General features: G+C 31.9%; 14 protein-coding genes and 1 pseudogene. 11 read left to right on the top strand and 4 right to left on the bottom strand.

Annotated features, from left to right (window positions below; genetic code table 11):
- Positions 1 to 54 precede the first annotated feature (54 nt).
- Positions 55 to 1,686 carry a S8 family peptidase gene (locus tag ACZ0AH_RS22640; RefSeq protein ID WP_463477987.1) on the bottom strand — a complete coding sequence of 544 codons (1,632 nt, stop codon included), beginning with the start codon at positions 1,684 to 1,686 and terminating at the stop codon, positions 55 to 57.
- A gap of 288 nt (positions 1,687 to 1,974) precedes the next feature.
- On the opposite strand from ACZ0AH_RS22640, the gene ACZ0AH_RS22645 reads away from it, so the two are divergent.
- The 3 genes from ACZ0AH_RS22645 (at position 1,975) to ACZ0AH_RS22655 (ending at position 9,562) form a co-directional block, all read left to right on the top strand.
- Positions 1,975 to 5,265 (top strand): LamG-like jellyroll fold domain-containing protein, encoded by a 3,291-nt coding sequence (locus tag ACZ0AH_RS22645; RefSeq protein ID WP_463477988.1) that lies wholly within the window; start codon positions 1,975 to 1,977, stop codon positions 5,263 to 5,265.
- Positions 5,266 to 5,444: 179 nt separating this feature from the next.
- Positions 5,445 to 8,867 (top strand): T9SS type A sorting domain-containing protein, encoded by a 3,423-nt coding sequence (locus ACZ0AH_RS22650; protein ID WP_463477989.1) that lies wholly within the window; start codon positions 5,445 to 5,447, stop codon positions 8,865 to 8,867.
- 2 nt (positions 8,868 to 8,869) lie between these two features.
- Entirely contained in the window at positions 8,870 to 9,562 is a 693-nt protein-coding gene (locus tag ACZ0AH_RS22655; protein ID WP_463477990.1) for a fibronectin type III domain-containing protein, read from the top strand.
- Between the two features lie 80 nt (positions 9,563 to 9,642).
- Here ACZ0AH_RS22655 and ACZ0AH_RS22660 read toward each other — a convergent pair whose 3' ends face one another.
- Both ACZ0AH_RS22660 and ACZ0AH_RS22665 read right to left on the bottom strand, forming a co-directional pair.
- Complete coding sequence (locus ACZ0AH_RS22660; protein ID WP_463477991.1) at positions 9,643 to 10,500, bottom strand: MBL fold metallo-hydrolase; 858 nt, start codon at positions 10,498 to 10,500, stop codon at positions 9,643 to 9,645.
- Positions 10,501 to 10,717: 217 nt separating this feature from the next.
- Entirely contained in the window at positions 10,718 to 11,644 is a 927-nt protein-coding gene (locus tag ACZ0AH_RS22665; protein ID WP_463477992.1) for a hypothetical protein, read from the bottom strand.
- A 372-nt stretch (positions 11,645 to 12,016) separates the two neighbouring features.
- Here ACZ0AH_RS22665 and ACZ0AH_RS22670 point away from each other — a divergent pair, with 372 nt between their 5' ends.
- The 8 genes and pseudogenes from ACZ0AH_RS22670 (at position 12,017) to sufD (ending at position 17,598) form a co-directional block, all read left to right on the top strand.
- Positions 12,017 to 12,346 carry a HesB/IscA family protein gene (locus ACZ0AH_RS22670; protein WP_089350107.1) on the top strand — a complete coding sequence of 110 codons (330 nt, stop codon included), beginning with the start codon at positions 12,017 to 12,019 and terminating at the stop codon, positions 12,344 to 12,346.
- Positions 12,347 to 12,415: 69 nt separating this feature from the next.
- On the top strand, positions 12,416 to 13,864 hold the full coding sequence (gene sufB / locus ACZ0AH_RS22675; RefSeq protein WP_463477993.1) for a Fe-S cluster assembly protein SufB: 1,449 nt from the start codon (positions 12,416 to 12,418) through the stop codon (positions 13,862 to 13,864).
- Between the two features lie 75 nt (positions 13,865 to 13,939).
- Positions 13,940 to 14,143 (top strand): DUF2683 family protein, encoded by a 204-nt coding sequence (locus ACZ0AH_RS22680; protein WP_463477994.1) that lies wholly within the window; start codon positions 13,940 to 13,942, stop codon positions 14,141 to 14,143.
- 9 nt (positions 14,144 to 14,152) lie between these two features.
- A complete protein-coding gene (locus ACZ0AH_RS22685; RefSeq protein ID WP_463477995.1) occupies positions 14,153 to 14,452 on the top strand; it encodes a hypothetical protein in 300 nt (99 codons plus the stop codon).
- An 87-nt stretch (positions 14,453 to 14,539) separates the two neighbouring features.
- Entirely contained in the window at positions 14,540 to 15,028 is a 489-nt protein-coding gene (locus ACZ0AH_RS22690; protein WP_463477996.1) for a flavodoxin family protein, read from the top strand.
- 13 nt (positions 15,029 to 15,041) lie between these two features.
- Positions 15,042 to 15,787, top strand: a pseudogene (gene sufC, locus ACZ0AH_RS22695) (Fe-S cluster assembly ATPase SufC).
- Between the two features lie 41 nt (positions 15,788 to 15,828).
- Positions 15,829 to 16,203, top strand: a complete 375-nt coding sequence (locus ACZ0AH_RS22700; protein ID WP_463477997.1) for a four helix bundle protein — start codon at positions 15,829 to 15,831, stop codon at positions 16,201 to 16,203.
- A 78-nt stretch (positions 16,204 to 16,281) separates the two neighbouring features.
- A complete protein-coding gene (gene sufD, locus ACZ0AH_RS22705; protein WP_463477998.1) occupies positions 16,282 to 17,598 on the top strand; it encodes a Fe-S cluster assembly protein SufD in 1,317 nt (438 codons plus the stop codon).
- A 279-nt stretch (positions 17,599 to 17,877) separates the two neighbouring features.
- On the opposite strand, the gene ACZ0AH_RS22710 is transcribed toward sufD, so the two are convergent.
- On the bottom strand, positions 17,878 to 19,227 hold the full coding sequence (locus tag ACZ0AH_RS22710; protein ID WP_463477999.1) for a serine hydrolase domain-containing protein: 1,350 nt from the start codon (positions 19,225 to 19,227) through the stop codon (positions 17,878 to 17,880).
- Positions 19,228 to 19,437: the final 210 nt, after the last annotated feature.

Raw genomic sequence — 19,437 nt, forward strand, 5'->3', positions numbered from 1 at the left:
AATAAAAATGGAAGAGTTGCCACTCTTCCATTTGATTAATATTCTATAGTTGTTTTATTTTTTTGACATTTTTTCAGCCATCAATAAAGCATTATAAGCATTCACCATTTTGCCTGTTCTTGAAGATTCAACAGATGAAACTGGTACCGGTTCTTTATCGCGATCTGGATTTTCGCCCAAAACTACCATTGATGGAAGCGCAACTCCGGAATCCATTAAAATGTGTTTTACTTGTGAAGCTGTTAATTTTGGATAATACGAACGAATTAAAGCGGCAACTCCGGCTGCGTTTGGTGAAGCCATTGACGTTCCTTGCAAATATTTGTATTTATTGTTTGGAACTGTTGCGTAGATTTCTTCTCCAGGAGCAAAAACATCAACATTTATTTTTCCGAAGTTTGAAAATTCTGCAACTACATTTGGTCCGTAAGCTTTATTAATTGCCCCAATTGTAATTACGTTATCTGAAAATTCTTTGATGTTATCTGCAGAGTCATTTGGGTAATTGATGTTTTTTGTTTCATCAATATTATAACCGTCATTACCTGCTGCATGCACAATTAAAACATCTTTTTTAGCAGCATATTTTATAGCATCGTAAACCCATTGTTTGTGTGGGGAAAAACTTTTCCCGAAACTTCCGTTAATTACTTTCGCTCCGTTATCAACTGCGTAACGAATTGCCAATGCAATATCTTTATCGTACTCATCGCCATCAGGAACAGCTCTTACGGTAAGAATTTCAACATTATTAGAAATTCCGTCTCCACCCAAACCATTTCCGCGAATTTGCGCTATGATTCCGGCAACGTGAGTTCCGTGAAGTGCTTTTTCTTTATCCGGACCAAAAACTACATTATTACCATAATGATTGTTTTTAATGTCTTCCGGATTGTCTCCTACTACTTTTCTTCCGTCATACTCTTTATTCAGATTATAATCGAATTGGTCGTAAACAGATTCTCTGTAATCTACTAATTCTGCTTCCGGATCAAAAGTTGCTCCTGCATTACCAAAAATCTGAGTCATCACTGCTTTACTTTTCAAAACTTTTGGATCTGTTGAAGTAATTGTGCTTAAATCTTCTAATTTATAGGTCGTTTTATTTAGTTCTTTTTTTAGCGTATTATGAACATCCATTAAAAAATCTACTTGTTGTTTATCTTTTAAGAGTTTAGCAGATTTCTCTTCATATTGTGCCAACGCAGCTTTATATTCTGCAGAACCGTCATCGCCTTTTTTAACGATACGTGTTAATTCAAGATTTTCGTGAACGGCGTTGCCAAGGAAATTCCATCCGTGAACATCATCGATAAATCCGTTTTTATCATCATCGATTCCGTTACCCGGAATTTCTTTAGGATTTGTCCAGATCATTCCCTGTAAATCCGGATGTTCGATATCAACACCGGAATCTACAATTCCTACAATTACTTTTTTGCCAGTTTTGCCTTGCAGTAATTCGGCGTAAGCCCTGTCTACGCTCATTCCGGGAATACTATCTTTAACTAAATCAAGATGGCTCCATCTTTTTAAATCGTTCTCAGAAAGTGGTGCTTTTTTAACAATCGCTAAAGGCGCAGTAATTGCTTGTTTAGGAGTTGAAACTTGTGCTTGTACCGATGCACTACCCGCTAAAACAAGTAATACCCAAGCAGATAAAGTAAATGGTTTTATATGACTCATGTATTTATATATAATTGTAAAGTTAAAGATGGGTCTAAATTATGATTTTTTGTTACAAAAAACTAACGATTAACAATGCGTTATGAAATTTATTTGTTTTTATGGTTCATCAAAATACTGACAATGTCCTTGTTAATTAAAGATTTCTCCGATTATTTACTAAAAATTTCTTTAATAATCATTTTAAATATTTAAATGAAATTTAATAAAACAAGCGCTTCTTTACGTCTTCCCGTAAGGAAAACTCAATAAAAAACTATATACTTGCGCGAATCTTAAATCGTCTCTATGAAAACAAAACTACTCTTGTTGCTTTTATTGGTTAATTTTTCTATTTATGCGCAAACAGCAAACGTACCATCGTCTGGATTGCTTTTTTATTATCCATTTAATGGAAACACTTCTGATGAAGGCGCAAATGGAATTACTGCAAATGCACAAAACCTTACTTTGAGTTCTGATCGATTTGGAAACGCCAATTCTGCTTATTCTTTTAACGGAATTAATAGCAGCATGACTCCTTTATTAGTTAATATTCCACAAGCAAATAATACAAGAACCATTACTGGTTGGTTCAAAGCTGCTAAACCGGTTAGTGGAAGCCTTGATTTTGCCATAGTAAATTATGGAAATAATCCGGATGCTGCTTTTAAAATAAGTCTTTATTCTAAAGGTTATTTAGATGTTACTTTTGATACTCAAACATTTTCATCTCAAAAAGATTACTTCAATAATCAATGGACATTTTTTGCCGTGACTTTTAATGATGATACCAATTTGTTTTCGTTATACATTAATAATGTTCTTGAATTATCCGGAACTGTTGATTTATTTAAAAATGGATTTGGAGATTCTATTAGAATAGGCAAAAACAATGAAAAGGATTATTTTGAAGGTGCGATAGACGATATTGCCGTATGGAATCGTGTGCTGACTCCGGAAGAAATTTCGGCTTTATACACACCCGGAAAACCTGAAATTGCTTATACCTTAATTCCCGACGCCAATTTTGAGAAAAAATTAATTGATTTAGGAATTGACACAGATGGTTTAAACGGAAAAGTTCTTACTTATAATATTAGCACTGTAAGGTTCTTAGACCTTGCCAAAAGTAATATTTCAGATTTAACAGGAATACAAGATTTTGTATCATTAACTGATTTGTATTGTGGTCAAAATTCATTAACAACATTAAATGTAAGTAAAAATACCGCTCTGACTACTCTAGACTGTAATAACAATAAAATAACCTCTTTAGATGTAAGCAATAATATTGCTTTAATTAATTTAAGCTGCTATGCAAATCAATTAACAGCGTTAGATGTTAAAGTAAATACCGCGTTAACAAAATTAGATTCGGGTTCAAACAAATATACTGCTTTGGATGTAAGTTCAAATACTGCGTTAACATTTTTGGGCTGTAATACTAGTCAATTAACCAGTTTAGATGTAAGTAAAAATACAGCTTTAAATCTGCTGGATTGTCGCGAAAATAAATTAACCCACTTAGATGTTTCTAAAATCGCTACTCTAACAGAGCTATATTGTCAATCTAATCAATTAACAAATGTGGATATAAGCAAAAATAAAGCTTTAGAATTTTTAAATTGTTCAAAAAATCAGCTAACCACTTTGGATGTTAGCGTAAATACTGCGTTAGTAGGTTTATATGCTAATTCTAATCAATTAACGAGTCTAAATTTGAAGAATGCAAACAATGTTAAATTTGCATATCTAAATCTTAAAGACAATCCAAATCTAAGCTGTATTCAAGTTGATGATAGTAATTATTTTAACACAAATTGGGCTGATAAAAAAGATGTTGCTGCTTCTTTTAATGTTTTGTGTGAACCCGCTTATACTCTAATTCCAGATATAAATTTTGAAAAAGCCCTTATTGCAAAAGGAATTGATTCGGGAACTCCTGACGGAAAAGTGCTGAAGTCGAAAGTAGTTTCGGTAACGGATTTGTTTATTAGTTCAAAGTCTATTAGTAATTTATCCGGAATTCAGGATTTTACCTCTTTAATAAATTTAGAATGTGACGGTAACCAATTAACAGATATTGATGTTTCTAAAAATACTACTTTAAATTATTTATCTCTTGGAGATAATAAGGTAACAAAATTGGATGTTTCTAAAAATATTGCTTTAACAGATTTATATTTTCACAATAACCAAATAACGAGTATTGATGTCTCTAAAAATACTAAATTACAAATGCTGTATTTTACTGAAAACGCCATAACAACTTTGGATATTTCTAACAATTTAGCTTTAACTCATTTAAATTGTAATTCTAATTTATTGACTGCTTTAGATGTTTCTAAAAACATTGCTTTAACAGATTTAATTTGTGATCACAATCAATTAACAAGTTTAGATATTTCTAAGAATACGCTATTAAACGGTTTGTATTGTGGAAATAATCAATTAACAAATTTGGATACTTCTAAAAATACTGATTTGGTACGAATAGAATGTGAATCGAATAAATTAACAAGTTTAGATACTTCTAAGAACCCGTTGAGTGGTTTAAATTGCAATTCTAACCTGTTAACAAATCTTGATATTTCTAAAAATACAGCTCTAGATTACTTAAGATGTGCTTCTAATCAGTTAACAAGTCTTAATTTAAAAAACGGCAATAATGCTAACTTTACAAAGATGGATAATAATTTAAAAAACAATCCAAATTTAACTTGTATTCAGGTTGATAATGTTAGTTTTTCAAATGCAAATTGGTCAATCGCAAAAGATAGTACAGCTTCTTTTAATACGAATTGTACAATAGAATATGTGTTGTTGCCAGATAATAATTTCGAACAAAAATTAATTGATTTAGGAATTGATACTGATGGTTTAAATGGAAAAATAACAACTGCAAATATTAGTTCTATTACTAGTTTAGACCTTTCAAACAGTAATATTAAAAATTTAACCGGAATTGAAAATTTTACATCGCTAACGTATTTAAACTGTAGTAATAATCAATTGACCAATTTAGATCTCAGCCATAATGTTCTTTTAGAAACATTAGATGCGTCTTCAAACCAAATTACATCATTAGATTTATCTAAAAATAACAAGCTTACTATTGTATATGTGGTATCAAATCCTTTGGTATTTTTAAATCTGCAAAATGGAAATAATAAAAATATAATCATACTAAATGTTACCGGCAAAAACACCGCAAACAATATCACTACCACTTTTCTTGGCCTTAACAAACTTAGTTGTGTAAAAGTAGACGATGCTGCTTTTTCAAATGCAAATTGGTCCAAAATTAAAGAGTCGAATACTATTTATTCTGCAACTTGTTCGTTAGGGATTGAAGATAATATTTTTGACAAAGCTGTTGTTTATCCAAACCCAACAAAAGGTGAAGTTAGCATTAGTAATATTACTTTAGAAAAAGCAACTGTTTACAATACATTAGGACAATTGGTAAAATCATTTACTTTAAATTCAACTAATACAAATAACACAATCAACTTATCCGGTTTACCAAAGGGAGTTTATTATGTGTATTTAATCAATGAGGATGCTGCTTCTGTTAAGAAAATTATCGTCGAATAATTATTATTAGTTCAAACAAAAAAATCCCATTTTCATTCAGTTGAAAATGGGATTTTTTGTTTTTGGCTTTTTGCCTTTATTAAATCGATTATTAAAAAAAAGCCCGCTTTACGTCTTCCCGTAAGGAAAGCTCGCTTAAAGAATGTACACTTGCCCGACAGAAATCATAAACTTAATCTATGAAAACAAAACTACTCTTGTTGCTATTATTAGCAAATTTTTCTATTTATGCCCAGACTAACTTAGTCCCGAATGGCGGCTTTGAAACCTGGACTTCATCGTCTCAACCGGACAATTGGTATCGTTATTTCAGCGGGTTTGTTTCCCAGAGTGAAACAGCTCAAAATGGCGCATCAAGCACCAATATGATGGTTGCCAGCGGAACTTTCAATTACATTAATAGCGAATATTTTCCAGTTATAGCAAACAAAACCTATCGTGTAACTTTGTATCACAAAACAGTGAAGGGAACATTTTCTTCTATTGATTTTAGTTTATATCATAAACCAGGCACTTTTAAAGAAGAAATAATCAAAAAATCAGACATAACTTTTTCTACCACAGAATGGAGAAAAATTGAGTTTGAGTATACTCCAACTGCTTCTGAAAATGTAGAAGTAGACATCTGGACAACAGGATCTCTTAATTCTGAAATTTTGGTTGACAATGTATCGGTAGTAGATATTAATGATGTGAATGCACCATATACAATTATTCCTGATGCAAATTTTGAGAAAAAATTGATCGCTTTAGGAATCGATTCTGGTACAACTGATGGAAAAGTATTAACCAGCAACGTTGATAAATTAACTTCATTAAATATTTCATCTAGTTCAATTAGTGATTTAACAGGAATTGAAGATTTTAGTAGTTTAAACTCCCTATATTGTAATAACAACAATTTGACAAGTTTAGATCTTTCAAAAAATTTATCACTGTTAAATATTGACTGTGGCCATAATCAAATAACTAGTATAATTATTAACAAAAAAGCAAGTATTCTTAATGCTGCTGTTAATAAGCTGGAAAATGTAGATTTTTCACAAAACACTTCTCTATACTCCTTAGATTTAACTAGTAATTTATTGACTGATTTAGATGTTTCCAAAAATGAGAGTTTAGGAACTTTACAGGTAAATTATAATAAATTAACTTCATTAAATATTTCAAAAAATAAAACACTGACGTATCTTAAATGCTCAGGAAACCAGCTAAGTACTATAGATTTATCAAACAATATTTCTTTAGAATATTTACAGATTGAAACTAATTTACTTACTACATTAGATTTGTCCAAAAACACAAAACTAAAAAATGCAGATTGTTCTTTTAATCAATTGACAAGCCTGAACATTGCTAACGATATCTCTTTAGAAAGTTTAGATTGTGCCTACAACAAATTGATAAGTTTAGATCTTTCTGACAACATTGGTTTAACTAAAGTCGAAGCTCAATCAAATGTAATAGAAACTACAAATCTGGCAACCAATATAAAATTAAATTATTTTGATTGTAGTTACAACCAGCTTAAAACTTTAGATGTTTCTAAAAATGTTAATCTGACTTATTTTAATAGTAATGGAAATAAATTATTAAGTGAGTTAAACTTAAAAAATGGAAATAATACCAAAATAAAGAGTACTGATTTATCCATCAAAAGTACTCCAAGTTTATATTGCTTAATGGTAGATGACGTTACATATTCAAATACAAATTGGTCATCGAGTATCGATGCTTACACAACTTTTACTGATGCTCCATGTGCCCCGGCAAAATACACCCTTATTCCGGATCTTAATTTTGAAAAATCTCTAATAACGAAAGGTATTGACGCAATAGAAGATGGGAAAGTATTGACCAGCAAAATTGCTATTGTCAAGACTTTAGATTTGAGCGATTATTACACTAATCTAAAAATTGAAGACCTAACAGGAATTGCAGATTTTACTGCACTTGAAGAATTAAAACTGCCTTATAACGGTAATGGTCTTATAAAAAGCATTGATGTATCTAAAAATTTAGCATTAAAAAAACTAGACTGTTATCAAAATAAATTAATAGCTCTGGATGTTTCTAATAATTTAGCATTAACAGAATTAAATGTTTACAGAAATAATTTAACAACTCTTGATGTATCTAAAAACTTAGCATTAACTAAACTTGACTGCTCTGTAAACAGACTGACAAGTTTAGACGTTACTGCAAACAAAAAACTTAAAAGTTTAGCTTGTGCAGCATCCAATGTAGAAGGCAATTATAGCCCACAACAAGGTTTACTAACAAGTTTAGACCTTTCTCAAAATCTTGAATTAGAATATTTGGACATCAGTAGTAATAATAAAATTGTTAAACTTGATATTTCTAAAAACATAAAATTGACCACATTGAGCGTCAGCAATAATAACTTGAATACTGTTAGTTTTCCTGAAAATAAATTATTGAAAAACTTATCCTGCGAATCTAATAATCTGACAACATTAGACATTTCACTATATCCTGAACTGGAAATTTTAAATTGTGGCTACAATAAATTGACATCTCTAAATGTGACCCAGCATCCAAATTTTAAAAGATTAATGTTTCCATTAAATGAGATTACAACTTTAGATCTCTCTAATAACCCACAATTAGAAATTTTATACGCTTCAAACAATAAACTGACCGCTTTAGACCTGTCCAAAAATCCAAATTTATTTCAAATTATTTGTGACAATAATAATCTAATGAAACTAAATCTGAAAAATGGCGGTAATACTAAATTGGACAGTTCCTATTTTAATAGTTTTTCCAGCAACCCAAATCTATCCTGTATAACTGTTGATGATGTTGTGTATGCTAATACTAAATGGGCCAAGTACAAAGATGCATTCGCAAGTTATAATACAGAATGCAGCTTTAGCCTGCCATCAAAAAACTTTGCTGTTGAAACAAAAGGAGAATCTTGTCTTGGAGAAAACAATGGTGAAATTAACATTACAGCAACTGCACAATTACCTTATACAGCAACTGTAAACGGAATCCAAAAAACATTTACAAATAATAGTTTAAAAGTTACCGCTCTTACACCCGGAACTTATGCTGTTATCATCTCAGTTCCCGGAGAAGTTTATGAGCAAACTTTTAATATTACAATTGCAAAAGGCGCTGCTATTACAGGAAAATCAACTACGACTTCTAAGAAAGTTAATGTAGAAATTACAGAAGGAACAGCTCCTTTTACAGTTTTCATAAACGGAACAGAACAGTTTCAAACAAATGATTCAAACTTTAATGTAGATTTAAATTCAGGCGGATTATTAGAAGTTGCTACTGCAAAAGCTTGCGAAGGTGTATTTTCTAAAAAAATTGCAGCATCAGACGTTTTAGGAATATTAGCTGCTTATCCAAATCCAACTTCGGGAAGTTTTGAAATCGAAATTCCAAGTGATAAAAATGAAGTTAAAATAGAATTATACAGTTTCGCCGGTCAATTAGTTTCTACTAAAACATATACCATCGAAAACGGAAAAGCGCAATTAAATCTTGAAAACCAACCTTCAGGAATTTATGCTGCCAAAATCTATTTAGAAACTCCGGAATATGTAAAAATTATAAAAATCTAAAAATGAAAAAGTATATATATGTATCAATCCTTGGTTTATTAATTGCAGCTTGTGGCGGCGGAAGTGACGATCCTGAAACGCCAGAAGCAAACGAAGCACCAAGTGTACCAACCTTAACAACTCCGGCAGATAATAAATTATGTGTAGACAATACCGTAAATTTTCAATGGAATGTTTCTACAGACCCAAATAAGGATATTATAACCTATCAGATCCAGGTTGCAAAAGACAATGCATTCTCGCAAATTGCAAAAACTGTCGAAGTAACAACAAATAATACAGCTGTAGGATTAGAAAAAAATACGGCCTATTACTGGCGAATAAAAGCTACTGACAGCAAAGGTTTATCAAGTACTTTTTCCGCAACTTTCAAGCTTTATACTTCTGGCGAAGCAGTAGTAAATCATTTGCCATTTGCTCCAGAATTATTAGAACCAGTTCTAAATGCTGCTTTAAATACTACAACTGCCACTTTAAAATGGAAAGCAACAGATGTTGACGCAACAGATGTTCTTACTTATGACGTCTATTTTGGAACAACAAATCCGCCTGCATTAAAAGTGAGCGAAAACACAAGTACAACTTCATTTGATGTAACACTTGAAGCTACAAAAGAATATTTCTGGAAAATTGTCGTAAAAGACAATAAAGGAGGAGAAACAGTTGGTCAGGTTTGGAAATTTAAAACCAATTAAAATAGGTTAGATTAATTTGTTGATTAAAAATCCCATTTTCATTCAGTTGAAATGGGATTTTTTTATGTTTTTAAATTCTTTTAAAGAATGTCTTCGCAAGTAAAAACTTCTTTCAGCCGAACACCTTTTTCAGTATGTTCAACCGTTATAATTTGATTGTGCGCATCATGTTCCAGAAACAAATAATGATTATGATCAGCGGCAGCATTCAAAAATTTAGCTTTTTCCGGCATTGTCAATAAAGGTCGCGTGTCGTAACCCATAACATATGGCAACGGAATATGTCCGGCTGTAGCCAATAAATCGGCACAAAAAATAATCGTTTTATCCTGATATTTAATATGCGGAATCATTTGCTTTTCGGTATGGCCATCAACATAATAAATTCCGAAATTTAATTCTTCAGAAAAGCCAAAATCACTTTCAGGACGTTTTATAAAATTCAATTGTCCGCTTTCCTGCATTGGTAAAATATTCTCAGCAAGAAAAGAAGCTTTTTCACGCGGATTTGGTTTTGTTGCCCATTCCCAATGATTTTCATTGCTCCAGTATTTAGCATTTTTAAAAGCAGGTTCATAACCCGTTTTATCAGAGTTCCATTGTACACTTCCTCCACAATGGTCAAAATGCAAATGCGTCATAAAAACATCCGTAATATCATCTCGGTGAAAACCATATTTTGCCAGCGATTTATCTATAGAATGTGATCCCCAAAGCGAATAATATCCAAAGAACTTCTCAGATTGTTTATTTCCCATTCCGGTATCAATCAAAATCAGGCGATTCCCATCTTCAATAAGCAAACAGCGTGCAGCAATATCAATTAAATTATTGTCATCTGCAGGATTGGTTTTATTCCAAATTGTTTTAGGCACAACTCCAAACATCGCACCTCCATCTAATTTAAAATTTCCTGATTCTATTGGATAAAGTTTCATAAAAGTATATTTCTAATTGAAAACAAAGCTAGGAAATACAACTGCTTTATGCTAGTGTTTCTCTTTCAGATATGAAAATTACCCACAGATTTAACGGATTAAACGGATTTTCACTGTGTTTTTTATTTCTACCAAAGTATAAACCTTCAGCGTTAAAATTAATAAATGAATCTGTGCAAACCTGTTTAATCCGTTAAATCCGTGGGCTAAAATATTCTTATTCTAAAGTAATCGAAGCGCTTCCCATGATTTCCTGTTTGTCGAAGAAGTTGACAAAATAGGTTCCTTTTTTAAATTGATTTTCATCAGAATTTAAAATTCCGTAAACATTTGCAGGTTTTCCCTGAAAATCAGTACTCACTATAAAACTGTAAACCAAAGCTTTATCATTTCCGAATTCGATCAATTTATTTTCACCCAAAACGGTATTTTTTTGATCTAAAACCTGAATATAAAATACTTTTCTACCTGTTTTTGCAACCGTATTTCCATTTACCAAAAAACTAATTTTAAGCTTATTGGTACTTTTGGCTTTAGCTGTTTCTTCCTCTTTTCCGGATTTTTTTTCTCTCAAAGCAATTACTTTAAAATTATTCAACGATAATCTTGAAGCATCTTTTAAAGTAGATTCGAGTTTTTTTTGTTTTGAAATTAAAGTGTCATTTTCAGCCTTTTGTTTATACATGACAACATTTTGGCTTTCGATTTCGGTAAGTAAATTTTTATTCTGGGATTTTAAATTTTTAATTTCAACAACTTTCGAATCTAGGGAAGTTTTTAGACCTGTAAGTTGTTTTCGAAATGCCTGAATTTGCAAAGTCGAAGGATTTTTAGAAAGTTTAATAATTTCTATCAAATTTTCTACGTTTCTTTTTTCAACTTCCAATTGTTCCGACAAAGCCGTTTTTTCGCGAATAGCCACTTCATAAGCGACTTGCAAAGTGTTTAAAGAATCTAATATATTTTGCTGGGCAAGGGCTTCCAGGCTTAATTTTAAATTTTCCTGACTTCTGGATACATCTTTAGTCTTTTCAACAACTTCATCTGACTCACCACTAAAAATAAAGACTGTAGCACCTAATCCAAAAACAAAAAAAACTGCCAAAAGTGTTTTCAGCCAATTATTTTTATACTGTTTTTTCATAATTACTCACAATTTCATGCAAAAGTACCAATAAATAATGGCTAACAATACGTATAAATACGCATTTTTAACATAAAAAATACAGTATTGATACTTAAATCCTACAAAACAGATTATTTTTGAATATTTAATTAAAAATCATTTTTTAGTTCTCAAAAACACTAACAATTAGAATAATGAATTCCTTAAATAAGTATTATCTATTTTAACATTTGTTATAATAATGTGAACCGTTATGGAAAAAGGTTTTTAAGTCGTATCTTTGCAGATAATTTCATTTTAACATTGAAGTACAGGACTTTAAAATGTAATAATTTAATTACTATTTTAAAAGTATATTCAGTTTAAAGTTAAAAACAAATACCATAAATAATGATAAAAGTTTCTGATACAGCCAAAAAGAAGATCATCGACTTAATGAAAGATGATGGTTTTGATGCCGCAATCGACTACGTAAGAGTAGGCGTAAAAAGTGGTGGATGCTCTGGTTTGTCATATGATTTAAAATTTGACAAAACCAAAGGCGACGACGATAAAATATTTGTAGACAACGACATAACAATTGCAGTTGAAAAAAAATCATTTCTATATTTAGCCGGAACAATTTTAGAATTCTCTGGAGGATTAAACGGAAAAGGATTTGTATTCAATAATCCAAATGCAAGCAGAACTTGTGGTTGCGGTGAATCTTTTTCACTATAAATTAAAAAGAATCTAAAAGCAAAATTTAAACGCTTTAATTCATTTTAAAGCGTTTTAAAAAACTAAAAAATGTCAAAATACACAGAAGACGATTTAAAAATCGAACTCGAAACCAAAGAATACGAATACGGATTTTATACCGATATTGAATCGGAAACATTTCCTATTGGCTTAAACGAAGATATCGTAAGAGCTATTTCTCTTAAAAAAGAAGAACCGGAATGGATGACCGAATGGCGTATTGAAGCTTTTCGTGCGTGGAAAGAAATGATCGAACCGGAATGGGCAAATGTTCATTATACAAAACCGGATTTTCAGGCAATTTCATACTATTCAGCTCCAAAACAAGTAGATCCAAACAAAACTTTGGATGATGTAGATCCGGAACTTCTTGAAATGTACAAAAAGTTAGGAATCTCTGTAGACGAACAAAAAATGATGAACAATGTCGCAATGGATATTGTTGTCGATTCTGTTTCTGTTGCTACAACATTCAAGAAAACATTAGGAGAAAAAGGTATTATTTTCTGTCCAATTTCTGAAGCGATAAAAGAACATCCGGAATTGGTTCGTAAATATTTAGGAACTGTTGTACCTCAAAAAGACAACTTCTACGCAGCATTAAACTCAGCGGTTTTCTCTGACGGAAGTTTCTGTTATATTCCAAAAGGCGTTCGCTGCCCAATGGAACTTTCAACTTATTTCAGAATCAATCAGGCAGGAACAGGACAATTTGAAAGAACGCTTGTTATTGCAGATGCAGGAAGTTACGTTTCATACCTTGAAGGCTGTACCGCTCCTAGTCGTGACGAAAACCAATTGCACGCTGCGGTTGTGGAATTAATTGCTTTGGATGATGCTGAGATTAAATATTCTACTGTTCAAAACTGGTTTCCAGGAAACAAAGAAGGAAAAGGTGGAGTTTACAACTTCGTAACCAAAAGAGGTTTATGCGAAACAAACGCTAAAATTTCATGGACACAGGTGGAAACAGGTTCTGCTGTAACCTGGAAATATCCTTCTTGTGTACTAAAAGGAGATAATTCGGTAGGAGAATTTTATTCAATTGCCGTTACCAATAATTACCAACAAGCCGATACAGGAACTAAAATGATCCATTTAGGAAAAAATACTAAATCGACTATTATTTCTAAAGGTATCTCGGCTGGTAAATCACAAAACAGTTACCGTGGATTAGTGCAAATTAGCCCTAGAGCTGACAATGCAAGAAACTTTTCGCAATGTGATTCTCTTTTAATGGGAAACAATTGCGGGGCACATACTTTCCCTTATATCGAAAGTAAAAATCCATCGGCTAAAATAGAGCACGAAGCAACTACAAGTAAAATTGGAGAAGATCAGGTTTTCTACTGTAATCAAAGAGGTATTCCGACTGAAAAAGCGATTGCCTTGATTGTAAACGGTTTCAGTAAAGATGTATTGAACAAACTACCAATGGAATTTGCTGTTGAAGCTCAAAAATTATTAGAGATTTCTTTAGAAGGATCTGTAGGTTAAAATTTGTTTCAAGTTTAAAGTTTCAAGTTGTTGGTTTGAACAAAAATGAAAATCTTGAACTAAAAAATAGACATTATGGATTTAATACTGAAAAATGTTAAGAAAAAAGATCTGCCAGTTTTAAAAGCTTTAGCAAAACGTCTTGATTTTAAAATTGAAGTGCAAGAAAAGCCATATAACCCTGAATTTGTGAAAGAAATTTTGGAAGCTGAACAAAGCATTAAAAATGGAAAAGGGATTAAAATGAATAAAGAAGATTTAGAGAATTTGTGGAAATAACATAAAGTGATGATGATTAAAACATTTGACCTAAAATTAATAAATGCAACAGAATTTAATGACTATTTAAACTTGTCTGAGAAACCAATGTATTTAAATATTGATGAAGGGAAAATGAGTCAGATTATTACGCTTGGAAAAATTAGTGAACATCATTTAGGATTACTTTTTTTAGATATTTCAAAAAAAGATTTTATCAAAATAGATTCTTTAAATATTTTAGCAACTGAATTAAGAAAACATAGTTTTATTTTTGATCAAAACTGGGGAAGAAGAGCTGAGTTCATACAAAGCTTGCTTTATCCTTAATTCAAAAAAGAAAAATATCATTTAAGAAAAAACAATATAGAAATACTAAATATTCTTTCTTTGAAAGGGCATTATGAATAAGTATTAATGGAAAACAAAAAAGTAATCATTTTAGGTTCAGCCAGAAAAAACGGAAACACAAGCAGAATTGTGGACGAGATTTCTAAAGAAACCGGAATAGACGTAATTAATTTAAGTGATTATAATATTTCTCATTATGATTACGAAAGTAAAAATATTGAAGACGATTTTTTGCCTTTGATCAAGAGAATACTCGAAAAGTACGACACTTTAATTTTTGCAACGCCCATATATTGGTATAATATGAGTGGAATTATGAAGGTTTTCTTTGATCGTTTTTCAGATTTAATCCGAATTGAAAAAGAAACCGGACGAAAACTTAGAGGAAAGAAAATTGGCGTGATATCAAATTCTCACGACAATGAAATTGAAGAAAGTTTTTACATTCCGTTCAAAAAAACAGCCGATTATTTAGGCATGGAATATTTAGGGCACGCGCATTTTAATGCTAATGTTCTGGACCAAACAACAAAAATAGAATTGACATTTATATAAAATAAAAAAAACAATGTTATCAATAAAAAACCTTCACGCCTCAATTGGTGATAAAGAAATCCTGAAAGGAATTAATATAGAAGTTAAAGCTGGCGAAGTACACGCTATCATGGGACCAAACGGTTCTGGAAAAAGTACACTTTCGGCTGTAATTGCCGGAAACGAAAACTACGAAGTTACTGACGGACAAGTTTTCCTTGACGGAGAAGATCTTGCTGATCTTGCTCCTGAAGAAAGAGCACACAAAGGAGTTTTCCTTTCTTTTCAATATCCTGTAGAAATTCCTGGAGTAAGTGTAACAAACTTCATGAAAACTGCCATCAACGAAACTCGTAAAGCAAACGGTCAGGAAGAAATGCCGGCTAACGAAATGCTAAAAGTAATTCGTGAGAAATCTGAATTGTTAGAAATCGATCGTAAATTTTTATCTCGTTCTTTAAACGAAGGTTTTTCGGGAGGAGAGAAAAAAGAAACGAAATCTTTCAAATGGCAATGTTAGAACCAAAACTAGCAATCCTTGACGAAACCGATTCGGGTCTTGATATCGATGCGCTTAGAATTGTGGCTAACGGAGTTAACAAATTGAAAAGCGAGAAAAACGCAATTATAGTAATCACGCACTACCAACGTTTGTTAGATTATATCGTTCCTGATTTTGTTCACGTTCTTTACAACGGAAAAATCGTAAAATCCGGAGGAAAAGAATTAGCATACGAACTGGAAGAAAAAGGATACGACTGGATTAAAGCAGAGAATTAATATAGTCAGAAAGTCGAAAGTCTTAAAGTCAAAAGTAGAGCATGAGTAAATTTAGATCTTTTGAAGAAATAAATTCCTGGCAGAAATCTAGAATATTCAACAAGAAAATATATCTGGCAACTGAAAATTCTAATTTTAAAAAAGACTTTGATTTCGTTAGACAAATAAGACGCGCATCACTTTCTATATCATCAAATATAGCAGAAGGTTTTGAAAGAAATACAGATAAAGAGTTTGTTTACTTTTTATATGTAGCGAAAGCTTCAGCAGGAGAAGTTAGGTCTCAATTATATTTGGCTTTTGATTTAGAATATATTATAAAAGAAGAATTTGAAATGCTTTTAAATTCGGTAACTGAAATATCGAAATTATTAAGCGGTTTCATAAAATATTTGGAATCTAGTCGTAAAGTTTAAAAGAGAAAAAGTAAGATAACACACAGGTTTCGAGCTTTAAGACTTTAAGACATTCGACTTTAAGACTAAAAAAGAACAATGGATTTAAAAGAAAAATTAGTATCGTCTTTTATGGCTTTTGAAGAGCGTGTCGATGTACATTCAGATTTGCATGACATACGCACAAATGCCTTAAAAAACTTCGAAAATAAAGGTTTCCCAACCAAAAAAGAAGAAGCTTGGAAATATACATCGCTAAACGCCATCTTAAAAAATGACTTTACGGTTTTTCCTAAGCAGGAAAATGCAATTGAATTTAACCACGTAAAAAAATACTTTTTACACGAAATCGACACTTACAAATTAGTGTTTATCGATGGTGTTTTCAGTTCGCATTTGTCTTCCACAACGCATGACGGAATCGATGTTTGTTTGATGTCATCGGCATTGACCAAACCAAAATATAAAATGGTTATTGATACGTACTTCAACCAAATTGCAAGCAAAGACGAAAGTTTGACTTCGTTGAATACTGCTTTTGCAAGTGAAGGAGCATTTATCAATATCCCGAAAAAGAAAGTAGCTGACAAACCAATTGAGATCATGTATTTCTCTACAGGAAACGAAGCTGCATTAATGGTTCAGCCAAGAAATTTGGTTATTGTGGGTGAAAATTCACATGTTCAGATTATCGAGCGTCACCAAAGTTTGAATGAAAATCCAGTTTTAACCAATTCGGTTACAGAGATTTTTGCTCAAAAACGTGCCATTATTGATTACTATAAAATTCAGAATGACAATAGCGAAGCAAATTTAGTTGACAATACTTACGTTTCTCAACAACAAGAAAGTCACGCTTCAGTTCATACATTTTCATTTGGAGGAAATCTAACGCGTAACAACTTAAACTTTTATCACTTTGGTGAAAGATTGACAAGTACGCTTAACGGAATCACAATCCTTAATGACAAACAACACGTTGATCATTATACTTTGGTAAAACATTCAACACCAAACTGTGAAAGTTTCCAGGATTATAAAGGAATTTTTTCTGATCGCTCAACAGGCGTTTTCAACGGAAAAGTTTTGGTAGAAAAAGAAGCTCAAAAAACAAATGCTTTCCAAAAAAGCAACAACATTTTATTGAGCGACAAAGCCACTATCAACGCAAAACCACAATTAGAAATTTTTGCAGATGATGTAAAATGTTCTCACGGTTGTACTGTTGGTCAACTTGACGAAACTGCCATGTTCTACATGCAATCTCGTGGAATCCCGAAAAAAGAAGCAAAAGCTTTATTGATGTACGCATTCTCAAATGCTGTTATCGAAAGCATCAAAATACCAGAATTAAAACAACGAATTACTAAAATCATTGCCATGAAATTGGGAGTGAATTTAGGATTTGATTTGTAGTTTAGTTTTACCGCAAAGACGCAAAGGTTTACGCAAAGTTCGCAAGGTTTATTACAAAACTTTGCGAACTTTGCGCTTTTTACTTGGCGCCTTCGCGGTTAAATTTTATTTTTTTTACTCTAAAAAGCAGTATAACTCCGAGAAAAGACAGACTCAATCCGAGGCAAAAAGAAATTGTATTTATTGGATGCCCCATTGCTGTTGTAAATCCAAAACCCGCGAGAAGCCAACCAAAAAACATAATACAAATGGGTAACCAATAATTTTTCATTATAAATTTTATTTTTTCACTGAAGAAATTACCTCTTTCAAAAACCCATTAAAATCAAAGCTTTTATCTCCTTCTCTCACTCCCATTCTCACAACTACCATATCTAACGATGGAATAATTGCCACCATTTGTCCTTGATATCCGTTGCAATAAAACATATCACGCGGAACGTCCGGGAATTTCCCACCGGCGTTTAACCAAAATTGTGCTCCGTAATTTCCTCCCGAAGTATTTGTTGGCGTTGCTGTATATTTTACCCAGCTTTCATTCAGAATTTGTTCTCCGTTCCAGTTTCCTTTATGGAGGTATAATAATCCAAATTTAGACCAATCTCTTGGCGTTGCCCATGCGTATGAGGAACCCACAAAAATCCCCGACATATCTTGTTCGACAATCATCGAGTTCATTCCGATTTTATCAATAACGGCGCTGTACCAAAAATCAAGGTATTCCTGCTGTGTTTTAAACTGACTTCTTAAAATTCGGCACAATAAATTAGTCGTTCCTGACGAATAATACCAATGCGTGTCTGGCTTAAATTGTGCCGGTTTTTCCATTTGTACTTTTCCCATATCTTCAGCCTGAAAAAGCATTTTTGTGGCATCGCAAATCGTGCTGTAATTTTCTTCCCATTCTAAACCGGAATTCATATGAAGCAAATCGTTTATCGTGATAATTTTACGATCATCATTTTTCCATTCAGCAATTGGGGCTGGTTTATAAATATCAATTTTTCCCTGTTTTGCCAAAGCTCCAAAAGCCGAACTCGTGATGCTTTTTGTCATCGACCAGCCTAAAATTTTACTGTCTTTATTAAAACCGGTATCGTATTTTTCGGCAATCAATTTATCTTTATATAAAACAACAACTGCACGTGTGCGTTTTTCTTTAGCATCATTTTTATCAAAAGCATTGTCAACCGCTTTCTTCAATTTTGAATAATCAACATTCGAAAACGAAGTGTCTTTTGGCTCATTATTCCCGTAAGGGAAAGGAAGATTATTAACTAATTTCGTTCTTTTTGGGAGCAAATAAGGTTTAGAAATATCATAATCATCATTAATTAAAGTAGCTCCCAAACCTTCTCTATAAATCGCTTTTCGTTCTTTTAATCCATAAACATTTGAAGTAGCAAATTTTCCCGCATCATTAATCGTGTTTGTTGCCAAATCGATCATATCGATATCATTGTCGGTTTTTTCGATTAACTCTTTTGAGCGATTATCAATAAAATGTCCCGACGCAATACTTTTGGCTGAAAAACCCGAAATTAAATCAAGTTTTGGATAAGTTGTAAATCCAAAATAAAGAAATGCGAGCACTAAAACGAGAACGAGTAATTTTAGAATTTTTTTCATAAATGATGCAACTATTTTTAATGCAATATAATTAATTTATGGTCACGATTTTAGAACATAATTTTGAATTGCGCTTCGTAAAATTGACTAAACAGAATTAAAAATTGCATAATTAATATTTCTCTGTAATTGATGGTGCTATAAAAGGAAATTATAGTTTTCGTGGAGAAACCAATTTAGTTTTAGTACTTTTGTAAATAGAATTTTTCT

It is taken from the genome of Flavobacterium sp. AC105 (assembly GCF_979258495.1).